8 protein-coding genes are annotated in these 14,224 nt (G+C 40.4%); 2 read left to right on the top strand and 6 right to left on the bottom strand.

All coding sequences use genetic code 11. From position 1 onward, the window contains the following. Positions 1 to 75: 75 nt before the first annotated feature. From ABJD71_RS17670 to pbp4b, 6 genes are all read right to left on the bottom strand, one after another. The gene (locus ABJD71_RS17670) at positions 76 to 852 is read right to left on the bottom strand and encodes a hypothetical protein (RefSeq protein WP_348172598.1); all 777 of its coding nucleotides are present in this window, start codon (positions 850 to 852) and stop codon (positions 76 to 78) included. Continuing rightward, entirely contained in the window at positions 840 to 1,943 is a 1,104-nt protein-coding gene (locus ABJD71_RS17665) for a dipeptide epimerase (RefSeq protein WP_348172595.1), read from the bottom strand. Before ABJD71_RS17665 ends, ABJD71_RS17670 begins: the two co-directional genes overlap by 13 nt. 6 nt (positions 1,944 to 1,949) lie before the next feature. Then, positions 1,950 to 3,341 carry an SH3 domain-containing protein gene (locus ABJD71_RS17660; protein ID WP_348172592.1) on the bottom strand — a complete coding sequence of 464 codons (1,392 nt, stop codon included), beginning with the start codon at positions 3,339 to 3,341 and terminating at the stop codon, positions 1,950 to 1,952. A gap of 51 nt (positions 3,342 to 3,392) precedes the next feature. Continuing rightward, the gene (locus ABJD71_RS17655; protein ID WP_348172589.1) at positions 3,393 to 4,274 is read right to left on the bottom strand and encodes a BadF/BadG/BcrA/BcrD ATPase family protein; all 882 of its coding nucleotides are present in this window, start codon (positions 4,272 to 4,274) and stop codon (positions 3,393 to 3,395) included. Between the two features lie 66 nt (positions 4,275 to 4,340). Continuing rightward, positions 4,341 to 5,855 carry a serine hydrolase gene (locus tag ABJD71_RS17650; RefSeq protein ID WP_348172586.1) on the bottom strand — a complete coding sequence of 505 codons (1,515 nt, stop codon included), beginning with the start codon at positions 5,853 to 5,855 and terminating at the stop codon, positions 4,341 to 4,343. Between the two features lie 67 nt (positions 5,856 to 5,922). Then, entirely contained in the window at positions 5,923 to 8,415 is a 2,493-nt protein-coding gene (gene pbp4b / locus ABJD71_RS17645; protein WP_348172583.1) for a penicillin binding protein PBP4B, read from the bottom strand. Positions 8,416 to 8,908: 493 nt separating this feature from the next. Between pbp4b and ABJD71_RS17640 the strand changes: the two genes are divergently transcribed. Then, positions 8,909 to 11,890, top strand: a complete 2,982-nt coding sequence (locus ABJD71_RS17640) for a TonB-dependent receptor (protein WP_348172580.1) — start codon at positions 8,909 to 8,911, stop codon at positions 11,888 to 11,890. 372 nt (positions 11,891 to 12,262) lie between these two features. Then, positions 12,263 to 14,155: a glycoside hydrolase family 3 protein gene (locus tag ABJD71_RS17635; RefSeq protein WP_348172577.1), complete on the top strand. Its 1,893-nt coding sequence runs from the start codon at positions 12,263 to 12,265 to the stop codon at positions 14,153 to 14,155. Positions 14,156 to 14,224 lie beyond the last annotated feature (69 nt).

The raw sequence follows: 14,224 nt of genomic DNA, 5'->3' as shown, positions 1-14,224 counted from the left end.
TGACTATAGATTGGTACACTCTATACGTCGCTCAATTAGCAGTGAGCGACATATCAAATTAGCCTACTAGGCTTACTACAGAGTAGGCAAGCCCCAGTTTTTTTGTTTTTTCTTATACTCTGCTTTTGGTAAGGCTAAATAACGAGGACTCTTTTTTGGGTCTAGCCAAGCTAATAACTTATCCATTTGCGGCTCTGCCATTGATGTACAGCCGGCTGTAGGTACGTCTGGGCCAAACCATAGGTGTAAAAAGATACAGCTCCCTTTAGTGCTAATGTTGTTGGGGTTATGGTCGAGTACAATTCCTTTTTTATAAATAGTTTGCCCTTCTTTATGAATGTCTCGGCGCATGGGCTCTGTGGAGCCTGTCACTGCATCTTTACCGACCTTGGCCTCATCAACTATTTGATTATAAAGAGGGGAGCTATTTACGTCCATACAGTAATGATTACCTGACATAGCTTGATAAGGCATTTGGGTTTGAGCTTCCGGTAAATAACCAAAAGTGCTGCTCAAATCAAAAATACCTGCTGTGGCTTTACCGTCACCTTCCACTTTGTAGTAGCCTTCTTGAGCAGGGTGTAACCCCAACCCCCAAGCTAAACCTTTACGGCCTAAATTGACTGGGTAGGCAGAGTCTACTGCTTGCCACTCCCCATCTTGCCATTCAAACTTTTGTAAACTGGCTGTGGTAGCTTCCCAATCGTCTGACACTACAACCACAAGCTGTTGAGTCTCTGAGCTTTGTAGTAATGGTTGTGTTTGCTCTGAGTTTGATTCACAAGCATTCAATAAACCTGTTAAAACCATAAGTGTGCCCGTTAAAACGTTACGTGATGTTAAAATGGCCAAGTTAACTCCTGTAAATTGTTGATACTTTCTATGCCAAGGCCAGCGCCTTGACCCAATTGTACATTTGATAGCGTAAAGTCTACGCCACCCACAACGGGGTCGTATTGTCCCAATACTGGGCCATCTAAATCTATTAATGGAATGCTCGATGCTTTTGCTGATGCTAAGTGAGCTGCCGCTGCCACACTAATACTGCCCTCTAGCATACAGCCGATCATGCAAGGTATGTTATGTAGTTCTGCTAAATCGGCAATTTTAATAGCTTGGCTTAATCCAGCACATTTCATTAATTTAATATTGATAATATCTGCAGCACCATTACGGATTAAGGTTAAAACCTGCTGTGGTGAAAATGCACTTTCGTCGGCCATTACAGGGGTAGTAATGCGTTCACTGATATAGCTTAAACCGGCAATGTCGTTATTCTTAACTGGCTGTTCTATTAGCTCAAGTTCGACGCCCATGTTTTCTAGTTTCTGAATGGCGTAAACCGTTTGTTTAGCGGTCCAACCTTGGTTAACGTCTAATCTAATAATGGCCCGTTTTGCTACATCTTGATAAATTTCGTGTATTCGTGAAATATCATTTTCGATATCTGTACCAATTTTTATCTTTAGAATGTCAAAGCCTTGTTTTATGGCAAGATTAACGTCAGCTAACATTTTATCGATATGGTCAACACTAATGGTAACGTCTGTCTTTAAATGTGGCTTACCCCCACCTAAAAGTTTGTACAAAGGGGCATCAAATCGTTTTGCCCATAAATCGTAAATGGCGATCTCTAGACCTGCTTTGGCACTGTTGTTGGCTACGATAGCGTGTTGAATTTTATGGCAAATACCATTTAAATTTTCAATATCCATACCGATAATCTGAGGGCCAATTACTGTGCTTATGGCATGGCTGATAGAACCATGGGTATCACCAGTAATAACAGGTGTAGCAGGCGCTGAGCCATAACCCAGCACACCCTTATCTGTTTCAACAATAATTACTAAGTCTGTGATGTTCTGTACAGTACGCATAGATGTTTTAAAGGGAGTGATTAGCGGTACTTCTAATTTTGCAAAACGTATAGCTGTAATTTTCATAGGTATTTAAAGTCCTTCAACACTATTAAGAGTCAGGCGTTTAATATTATATATTCGGTCAACATAGGATGTGGTTTCGTTTAAATGTAACGCAATTAATGGGGTTACCGAGACTGCGTTTAAGGTTCCTTTAAAAAACTCCCCTTCAGGGGTCCAGTAAGCTAGCCCCTTAACATCATGTATCACTGTAGGTTGACCTTCTTCTTCGCCTAAGTACATCATAACGTGACCAGGAATATAAATAAGGTCGCCAATCTGCATCTTATTAATTACGCTTAATTTTTTGACTGTTGTGCTGTTTTTATCAAAACGATAGTTTGTGCCGTATGCGCCTTTACCCTGTTGACCAGAATTACGAGGCATCAATATTCCAAAGGTCTTGTATATTTCGCCTACAAAGCCGGTGCAATCTCTACCATTATAATCGTGGCCCCAGCCGTAGCGTTCACCCAAAAACTTGAATCCTTGTTCGATGACCCTTTGCGGTGTGTAGGCTAAATACCCTTGATGTACGTCCTGAGTGCGGCCAATTAAGGCAATTTGAATACTAAGACTGCCATCTTGATTACGGGTGGGAAGTTTAACTTGGTAACTGCCCGCTGTACTCTGGTCATATAATTCATCTTGCTGCTCTTTGGCATGAAGTAGCGGTAACTTCACGCCCATATCTAGTTGTACTTCAGATACCGCATTTTTGTTAGGTACAAAACTAGTTAATACTTTTGCACCAGTCACCACTAAAAAATTATCTTGGGCAAGGTAATTTTCAATTAGCTTTTTATCACCAATGGCAATATCACTTTGTTGTACCCAGGCTAAATAGTTGTAGTTTTGTACCAACAGCCATTGTCCATCCGTACTGCTGTGTAAAATCGCCACAGCCTCGCCCGGAAAAACCGCTGTTTCTTGAAAGCGGTCTAAGTCTAGGTCCATAGCCTCATTAAAGACTTTATCTAGCGTAGGAAAGGTACGTAACGCAGAACGTTTACTCACTAGCCCAAACTTTACTGTATTTTGTTGCGCTACCCCTTCAATATTTAAGTTGGCTGTGTAGCTTTCGAAGTTTTGTTTAGAAAGCTGAGTACCATCGGCATAAAAACGTGCGCTACTGGGAATGCTACTTATGCTTTTAATGTTTGCGATTAATTCAGCTTTACTTAATTTAATCGGGCTTGCCAAAGGATCTACAACATGAGGATTACTTGCAAACAATTGTTGATTGAATGCGCCTATATCTTTGCTTTTCATCGCCATAACCTCGTTACTTTCTAATTTACTCTGCCAGTACTCAGGGTGTAATTGCTGGCTTGTGATATCTGGTACATTGCTACTTATAGCTAAGTTGCTGAAAGCGCCCAAAGAAAATAAAACAATAAAACCAAATAGAATTTTTGGCATCAACAGGGCTCTCTTAAGGTGTTTTGTAGGGGTATCTAACATAGTCATTGCTCAATTAAGTACTAGGGACTGATCTAATAAATATAACGCGCCTTTCTCTGGACCTGCTACAGGAGTAACTACTCGTAATTGCAGGGCAGGGCTAAGTTTGGTTTTAAAAAACGCTGCTAATCCACCCATTAATACTATAGGCAAATCGGTATTTTTTAAGGTACTGTGGCATAACTTTTCTAAGTATTCTGTCGCTTCTTGTACCAAAGCATGGGCCTGCGGATCTTGTTCTGCTAATTTGACAACTACTGGTGCCAAGGTGGCAAACTCTCTTGACGTAGCTCCTATCATCTTTTGGGCTAAATCAGCGGCCGACGACACCTTTAAATTATTTAATATTACATGATTTAATGTTGTCATTGGCGTTATGCCTTCTAATGCGTCAAGTGTTATTGACACCGCAGCGCGCCCTAACCATGCTCCGCTACCTTTGTCACCTAGAAGAAAACCATGACCACCAAATTGGGAAATAACACCCGCTTGCAGCTTAGCTGCGGAAGAGCCGGTACCTATAATAAGTAGCGCTCCATCTTTACCTCCATGGGCTCCATAACTGCTGGTGGCTAAATCACTTTCTACTTTAAAATCTGCAAAAGGATGCTGCCATTCGAGTAGTTTTGCTTTGACACTGGATACAGTGGCACCTGCTAAGCCTGCGGCTACTTTTAGTGTCGGTATTTGTTTTATATTAAGGTTGGCATCTAATAATGCCATATGCACTGATTTTAAAATGGAGTCTAATGTTTCAGGTAAGTTGCGTGCTGCATTGGCTGAACCACTGACCCCCTTACCTAAAACCTTTCCATGTTTATTGAATAGGTGAGCGCTACATTTAGTCCCTCCGCCATCAATTCCAACATAAAGAGGTGGTGCGTTATTCATTACTTGGTGCTTCCAATATTATATTCTCTTATAAGGCTACCATGTGAATAATTGTTTCTAAAGGTATTAGATTCTAATGAAATCTAAATCTTGAAAATCATAACTAAAATCCACATCTTTAGAGGCTGGCGCAAGTGTCATACCTGTTACTGAGCCATGTATATCCTGCTTGAAATCTATTACCGCATCGGCTTCTAAACTACGATCATTCCAACGTATTAATACGCGGTTTGAATCATCTAAGTGGTATAGTTTACCAACAAACTTTTCGACCCGTAATGCACGAATTTGTAAAAAAGACTCCTTGTTATTGCCGCTTTTTTCAATAATAAAATGGCCTAACCATAGATCTTCATAGGTGCCCATATATGCCTTTGCGTTAGGGTGCTTGGCACTGAATAGTGTATGGCCTTGGCTTTGCTTAGAAGTCTTAGAAGTGACTGAAGATTTGCTTGGTGGGCTAAACTTATTGAGCCAGTCTGTTTTAGTATCCCCTAAATATGGCTTCATGACAGTGTACATTAAAGCACTACGGGCGGCGCTCGACTGTTGGTTTGTGAGTACCACAAATCCTAGATCTAACTCTGGAAACAGACTTACAGAGGAATACATTCCAGCTAAGCTACCGGTGTGATGAACTTGTAAATATCCGTTCATGTCATTGATGCGCCAACCTAATCCGTAGGCACTAAGGTGGGTATTGTCAAAGTGTTTACTGCGCCACGATACAGGCATAATGGTGTGTGGGGTCCACATCATTTTATGCTGCGCTTCTGAAAAAAGTGGTTTGCCTGTAGTTGTTTGACCTTGGTTAAGTTGTACTTTTACCCAAGTCAGCATGTCATTCAGGCTGCACTGTATGCCGCCTGCTGGTGCGGATACACTAGGTTTGTCTGGGTCAATCGGGCGAATAATAGTTTGTAACTTGCCGTCAACCATGCCGTGAGGCGTGGCGACATCTGAGATGCTTTCTGATTTTACCTTCCCTGCAAAACAATGATTCATGCCTAAAGGCTGCATTATTTTTTGTTCTACAAAGCTTTCCCAACTGGTATTTGTAACGGCAGGAATAATCTCACTAGCCACGATATAGAGCAGGTTGTCATAGGCATAGTCGGCCCTAAATTCGCCGCTTGGTTTTAAGTGCCGTAGATTATGCAATACTTCTTTTCGGGTAAAACTAGATGGTTCTGGCCAAAGCATTAAATCACCTGCACCTAACCCCAAACCGCTGCGGTGGGTTAATAGATCGATTAGGTTAAATTCTTTGGTTACCCAAGGGTCGTGAAGTATGAAGTCTGGCAAGTAGTCTTGGACTTTACCATCCCACTTGATTTTCCCCTCGTCCACTAATATTGCGAGAGCTGCTGCAGTAAACGCTTTCGTATTAGACGCTATCTTAAAAATACTATCGGCATCGACAGGAGCATCTGCATTAATTTTTTTTACACCAAACCCCTGTGCAGCAATGACTTTACCGTTTTGAACTACTCCAATGGCCGCTCCTGGTATATGCAGCTGCGCCATGATTTCATGTATTTTATTATGCTCTAAAGGCAACGGTTCGGCATTCGTACTCAAATTAATTCCAATTAATAAAATGCAAAGTAGTGAACATCTTAGCGTTAACTTTGGCATAGATTTGACCTTACTCATTATTTAATACCGCCTCATAAACCAAGCTTACAATACTGCCGTATTTGCCCGTTTCAAAAAGCTTTCCGTTAAATTCAGGGCCTTTATTACCTTTTCGTTCTACTATTTCACTATGGCGAGCATTAGTGAGTAAAACAATGGCTAAGTCGTATTCAGGATCAATCACCGTGACTGTACCTGTCCAACCTGTATGGCCGTAAGCAGAGGCGCTTGCATAGGGCCCAAAATGCCATTTAGTTTCACCATGACCAGCACGGCGCCAGCCTAAACCAAAGCTGGCTTCACCCTCTTCTGGCTTTATAAATTCGTCGAGTACACCTTGTGTAAACACTTTGGTTTTTCCGTAACCCCCTCCATTTAACAGTGTTTGAGTTAGTACGGCTAGATCGTCAACTGTTGAAAACAGGCCTGCGTGTCCGGTTACTCCTCCAAATGAGTGAAACGCTTTTTCATCATGAACTTCACCTTGCAATACATAGGTACGGACATTATCGAAGTCTACTCTGCCACCGCGGGTATTTCCCATTATTTCTGTGGCGGCAAATTGGCTTTTAGTAAAGCCTTTTTGTAAAGGGTTAAACAAGGTGTTATCCAAGCCTATTGGGTGATAAATTTGCTGTTCAACATATAAATCTAATGGCTCCTTTGTGACGCGTTCAATCAGTAGGCTAAGCAGCATATAGTCTGTATCGCTGTATACGGTTTTACTTTGTCGAGCGGTTTCAAAGGGCACTCGAGACAATAATAAATGTTCAGTTTGTTTTTTGTTTTGAGAGAAAAATTTCTCTCCTAACTTGTTGTCTTTAGTGAAAAATCGTACCTGTGGAGAATAACCTGCAGTGTGAGTAAGCAAATCTCTGACTAGACGGCTTTCACGCCCTTGGCCTTGATACTCAGGTAAATAATCATTGATAGGACGTGTGACATCTACCTTGCCTTCAGATACTAATTTCATGAGCGCAAAGTTAGTGGCAAACATCTTGGTATTTGAGGCTAAGTCAAAAAGTTGGGTAGCTTGCATTGCGATTGGGTGAGTGAGTTTTTCACCACCATCAGCATATTTTCGGGCATAGCCATAAGCACTTCTCTTAATGACTTTACCGTCTTTCAATACAAGTAATACTGCTCCCGGAAACCCTGCTTCTATATCGCTATTGATAAGCTCATCTACTTTGGCAAACTTATCGTTATTGATTGTTTTTTCAAGTGTTAACTCAGGGTAGGGGATCATCACTTTAATACTACTGCCTTCTGGCAATACGTTTTCAACTCTTAAGGTGTTCTCTCCATTCTTAGTACGCTTGGCCAAAGAGTAGTGGTAGCTTTGATAGGGCTTTAGGTAGGTATCTATATTGAGTTTTTCACCGTTAACGTAAATATCTGCACTTGTTGCATCAACATTATCAATAATGAGGTGGCCTTTATTTGAGTAGCTTTTAAAGATGGTGCGGTCGTTTACCCATTCTCGAGTACTACGTTCAATATTTGGAAAGACATCATTAACTTGGTAATAGCTTAAGTTTTTAATAGGTACTGGTGGCTGTTTTTCTCTCTCGTAACGTGAAAGAAGAGCATCAAGTCGCTGAGGGAAGTACTTTTCTATTAGCGCAAATAAAGTACCTGCAGTTTTACTGTCAAGCTTGCCATTTACTGACCATGGTAAAAAATGCATTTGAAAAGCAGATAAAGTATCTAAAGTGGCACCATCAGCCACGCCAGTTTCAACTATGCCGTATCCATACACACTTAAGGCGTGCTGTATTAACCCTATGCTGGCCGGAGATGTATTAAACATCTCCCAATATTTCTTAAGAGTATCATTGTCGTACCAAGCGCCTATACCGTTTTGATAAAGTTGATACCAAGGGAACCGAGGGCCAGGGTCATTTTTACGCGTGGGGGAGATATCTGAATGCCCAACTACAGCGGTTGGTGATATATCAGGATTTCGAGCTAGAATATCTTTTGATAAGGTGATTAATAATTCAATCTGCTTTGAATCATAATCGGGGAAGATGCATAGGCGACTCGCATCGTTTTCTCGTTTTTGTGTATCAGTAGATGAAGTATCACGCATACACTCAGGCACATTCACTATCTCAATGCCTAATGATTGATCATTTAAGTCTTTTCTACCTTGCCAGTAACTTCTTCCTGCATGCCATGCACGACCCGTTTCATCCACTAATTGAACGACTTTTAATTCTTTATCTTGATAGCTAGGGTCGTTACTTTCTGGAATAAGATAATGAGCACTCAAACCACCTTCATCGACTAAAGCGGTAACCGATTTTTGGTAATCTATGGCGGTATAATGCATCACCAAAAACTTAATCCGTTGGCTGTAATTTTTAGATTGCATGTGAGACAGGGGTAAAGATGTACAGCTCACAATAAGTAGAGTTAAAGCTGCTAATAGCCATTTGCTATGCGTTAGCGGTGATTTTTTTTCATGAGATAAATGATGACGAACACCAAACTGCATAACAAACCCTGCCTTAAGAATAAAAAATTATTAACAAATTATAAATTTGGAATAATTATTCTACACGTGTTTTTGACCTAATAATAAACGATTTTATATAAAAATCTTTAATTAGATGATTAGCCTAGGGCTAATATTTATCATAATTGATTATTCAATTACCAGTTAACTCTATGCCAAAAAGCTTCTCATGATTAATTCTATAAACTGTATTTTAAGTCTTCGTAAAGATAAATTATTTATATATATAGCAATAATTGGAAAAAATTATTCTTGACCTCGCTGGTTAATATTTGTTAAATAGCAATTAGTTTTCCTTAAGTAACAGCCGCAATAAAAGAGTTGGTTTCGGGATTTCTGTAGCTAGGTCACTTAAAAAACTTAAAATAAGGGTGAAACACATGTCAAAACAACATAAACACTATCTAAAACAGCGTCTGCATCGGGCTGTTAGTAAAACGCTAAGGTTTCATACCTTATTAAGGGGAGCATTATGAAACACTATTTACGCTATTTCTCATTGTTTGCATTACTCCTTATAGGAATGAATGTATATGCCTCGCAGGTTGGTGAAATCATAGGTAAAGTGACAGGACCGGATGGCTCACCACTTGAAGGTGTCTCAGTCGAAGCAAAAGGCGATGTATTGCCTAAAGCCCGAAAAGCGACGTCTAAATCTAACGGTAGTTATCGGCTACAACTTTTACCTCCTGGTAATTATGAAATCACCTTTAGTTCCCCTAATGGCGAATCTCAAACCATTAATACTTCTGTATTGCTTGAGCAAAGAAAGACATTAGACTTTCAACTAGGCTTTGAAAGTTCAGAAAAAATTGTTGTTTATGGTCAAGCACTAACAACTTCTACCAATGCATCAATAGGTAACTCGCTTAATTCTGATGCTTTAGAAGTGCTGCCGACGGCTGTTGAATATAGTTCGTTACTTCGTTTAATACCTGGTGTTCAAGTAACTTCTGACAGCATACGTGGTCCGAGTGCGGGTGCAAGTGGTCAGGATAACGGCTACAAAATTGATGGTGCCAACCTTTCAGTTCCTTTATTCGGTATTTTGGCTTCGTCTCCATCAACACATGATGTTGCACACGTTTCTGTTGAGCGAGGTGGTGCCAGAGCTGTTGGCTTTAATCGAAATGCTGGCGTAACTTTGAATACTGAAAGTAAGTCTGGTACCGATGAGTTTACCGGTGATATCACATACCGCCTGCAAAAAGGTTCTTGGCAAGCAGATGATGAAGATGGCCTAAGCACAGAAGATGATATTGGTTATATCACTATCGGTGCTGGTGGACCACTTATTAAAGACCAGCTCTATTTTTATGGTTCTTACTATACCCGTGACGATTCAAAAGAAAGTGGCACTAACGCTCGTGGGACGGTACCGGATATTACTAATGAACGTGAAGAATATTTCGGTAAATTTACATGGACGCCAATTGACGACATTTTAATTAATGCTAGTTACCGTAGTTCTGAAGTGACAACAACTAATCAAGAGATTTACGAGAATAATTCAGTGTCGACAGCAACCGATGGCATTGATGAATTTGAAGTATTAGTAATTGACGGTTCATGGATAATTAATGACTCAACCACCTTTAACATGTCTTATGCAGATACAAAACAATCGGCAGGTTCGTTTCCAGTTAACAACCTTGGTTTTAGAGGTCAATCAGGTGATTCATTAGATCTGACAGACTTAAGCTCACAAGGTTACTTTACGGTGCCGGATCTTGAAATCAGAACCGGCGCTGACGCTAGCGAACAGGCCTTAATTGATGCCTATAATGCTGGTGCAGCTCCACTTATCGCAGCTTATGGAATTAATGGTGAAGCGCTTGGCAGTGTTGGTGCGGCTGCAACTATCAACGATAACGCCTATTTAGGTAAAACCATTGAAATGTCACTTGATCACGTTATGGATATTGGCAATACGTCACATGAACTTCATTTTGGTATTCAACAAGAAGAAGGCTCAGAAGAACTGTTCCGTGTATCTAATGGTTGGGGTTCAATAGAATACTGGGGCGGTTTAGATATTGACGATGGCGGTATTGTAGCGCCCAATGGTGATTCTATTCCTGTAGGAACAACTTATAGAGCAACAGTGCAAACCCGTGGCTTTGATGCAGGCGGCTTAACAGGTCCACTTGTTTCAGCATCTAAATCAATAAATATTGCGGTTAACGATACTATATATTGGGATGACTTTACGTTTGATCTAGGATTTTTACTGAGCCAAGATGAGATTATTGGTCAAGGCCTGCGTAAAGCTGACACTAGCTCTGGCTGGGAAGAAGCGCGTGGTAACACTTACGTGATGAAAAAGGTTGGCTTCAGCGAAACCTTTCAACCACGCTTAACAGCCACTTGGGACTATAGCGAAGACGCTTCAGCATTCTTTAGTTTTGCAAGGTATAACCCTGGAGTAAGTTCTCTTGCTCGTGCAGCCTCTTGGGACCGTAATACAGGTGGAAGTACTACAAGAGTTTACTTTGATGAAGGCGGTAACTTCCTTGACTCAGAAACTAACGTGTCTTCAACAGGTAAATTGTTTGCAGATGGCTTAAACCCTAGAACGGTACAAGAGTTTATTCTTGGTCACCAAACAACTTTGCAAGACAATTGGACTATTCGTAACCACCTTCGCTATCGTCGTACATGGAACTATTGGGAAGATACCAATAATAACTCTCGCATAGTGTACGATTGTGCAAGCTACCAAGATCGTGTTGCAAGCTTTGCTGACTTGTATCCAGACTTAGTTGATGCTGCCAATGAGTGTCAATTTGATTCACCTGAGCCTAAAGAGCTGTATATACCGGTTAATAACTTGATTGGTGAGAGTTCGTACGTTATTGCTCAGCTAGATGGCGCGTACACAAAGTACCTAGAAGCAAGTATGGAAGTTGACTATAAATCTGAAAATTTCTTTTCAACAACTTCATTGGTATGGAGCCATTACTACGGAAACTTTGACCAAGATGGAACGACTCGTTTTGATAACGATCAGGGCACCTTTATTGGTTCTTCAAATATTGCAGATAGTTGGTATGGGCAATTATGGGGCAGTTTTACCAATGGAGATTTACGTGCAGATCGTACATGGCAATTTAAAAGCTATGGTGCGTACGAGTTTTCGTGGGATGCATCACTTGGTTACTTAGCTTATTGGCAATCTGGCCACACTTGGGCACACCAATGGGCGAGTACTTTCTACTTGGAGCCTCGTGGTAGCCGTGAAACACCGAGTCATTTCCAACTGGATTTGAATTACTCTCAGCACTTTAAAATTGCAGATGATTACGGTTTGTTGCTTCGTTTGGACGTTTTCAATGTGTTTGATAAACAAACCGGTTATAACCCTCAACCACGTTACAGTGATTCTGAGTTAGGTGTATACCGTAGCCATGAAAACCCACGTCGTGTTCAACTAACAGCTGCATTTAGCTTTTAAAAGTTTGATGTTAGTAAGTTTGACCCCGTAAAGTGATTACTTTGCGGGGTTTTTTAATGGTTTCTCAAACTGATGGTTTAAGCCGTTGTAGAATACCCTTAACAGGCTTGTTCTAATTAAGAGCCAAGCCAACTAAGCTGTTACTGACTAAATCTAAATCGACGGGATTAGAATGACTTTGAGCCTAAGTCAAATAATGGCGAATATTCCCACAGACTATTTAGAGCCCTAATGTATGCAGTAAAAGCCTTGATTACAGTAAGAGGCTACATAGCAATTAATCTACACAGCCAAGAATTTTTTATCACCGTAAAGAATATACTATTCTTCATTTATTTTATTACATCTGTTAAAACTCAATGTAGGAAACATATGTTAAAAAGTATCTATCTCATATCGCGTCACGTGCAATTAATATTTATTGCGACAGTTTTAGTTGCGTGCAGCCAAACACCTTTAATATCTCGTGTGAGTAAGGGGCTTGAACGTCAAGTCGCACAAAAATTAATGATTGATTTACGTTATTTTTGTGTTGCTACTACATCGAAAAAGCCTTGTACTCAACCCGTCACAGAATTAATCGAACCTTTAGGCAATTTGATTGCAGATACGGGTATCGGTGGCGTAATACTGTTTGCTGAAAATATAGAAAACACATCACAAATATTGCATTTGAATTATGCGCTGCAAGAAGCTGCAAAGGCTGCAGGTCATCCTCCATTATTTATAGCGATTGACCAAGAAGGTGGGCGTGTGGTGCGTTTACCCCAACATTTAGGTACTCCATTAGCGGGTAATATGGCCATAGGTGCGACATACGCTAAATACGGTGATAGGTTCGCCACGCAAACCGGTGAAGTATTGGCAAAAGAATTAATGTCACTCGGCTTTAACTTGAATTTTGCTCCCATTGTTGATGTAAATGTAAACCCTCTAAATCCTGTAATTAATGTACGTTCGTTCGGTGAAAATCCTGAGCTTGTGGCTAGTTTAGGAGCTGCTCAAATGACGGCTATGCAAAATCAAGGAATGATGGCTACGTTAAAGCATTTCCCTGGGCATGGAGACACTAATGTGGATAGTCATACAGGCTTACCAAGGGTTGATCATAGTTTACATCAAATAGAGGTAACGGATTTATTGCCTTTTCAACACGCCATTGATAATAGCTCTCCTGCGATGATTATGACGGCCCATATTCAATATCCTGAATTAGATAATACTGAGTTTAAAGCAAAAGACGGCAGCGCAATTATTCTACCAGCTACTATGTCTCGAAAAATTTTGACAGGGCTACTAAGAAATAAGATGGGTTATGATGGCGTGATTATAACTGACGCCCTTAATATGGCCGGGGTGTCTCATTATTTCGATGAAACCGAAGCCGTGATACAAACCTTTTCAGCAGGGGCAGATATAGCCCTTATGCCAACGATAATTCGTTACCCTTCAGATATTAAAAAGCTTAAAAAACTCATTCATAATGTCGCAAATGAGGTGCAGCGAGGGCAGTTAAGCCAGGCCGAAATAGAAGCTTCAGTACAGCGTATAGTGAGCTTAAAAGAAGGTTACCAGTTAAAGCAAAGTATTCATCAGCCTATTGAACAAGAGATTAAAAAATCAACACAGATTTTGGAGTCAAAAGAACACAAAAAAATTGAACAACAATTGGCCGATAAGGCTATTGTGGCAATTAAAAATAATGGCGTGTTGCCTCTAGAAAGAAAAATAAATAAGGTCCTCTTAGTCATGCCAGACACCACGAAATGTATGGGGTTAACGCTGGCTTTAAAAACCCGAAAGTCAAGTTTAGACATAAAATGTAATAGCATGGCAAGTCATGACGCTGACATTAAGCTTACGTCATTGGAGTGGGCCGATATGCTGATTACCGCTGATATAACGCCAGACCAAAGTTTAGCTGAATTGGGTGGTATGGATGATCTGAAGCATAAAAGTAAGCGCAGTTCTAAACAGCAGCAAAATACGCAACAGTTGAGGTTGTTAAAAACAGCTAGAGGATTAGCTAAGAAGACTGTATTTGTGAGTTTCCGCACCCCATATAATAGTTATTTATTTTCGCCTTTCTCTGATGCCATATTAGCGAGTTTTGACTACCGACTTAATCGAATTCAATATTTGGATGACTTTGGCCGTTTGGTTACAGAATACCAAGGCCCAAGCTTTAGTGCGCTAGCTGATGTCATTATTGGTAATATTCAAGCTCAGGGTAGTCTGCCTGTTTCGGTGCAGAGTGCTCAATGATTTAATACATAGGGTAATAAAAATAAGAATAAAATATTCAATTGGAATAATTTCAGCCATTACTTTGAT

The sequence above is a fragment of the Paraglaciecola sp. genome, assembly GCF_039943935.1.
In the GTDB taxonomy this organism is placed as follows: Bacteria; Pseudomonadota; Gammaproteobacteria; order Enterobacterales; family Alteromonadaceae; genus Paraglaciecola.
Note: the sequence above shows the minus strand (reverse complement) of the source record. Positions and strands in the feature narration are given on the sequence as shown.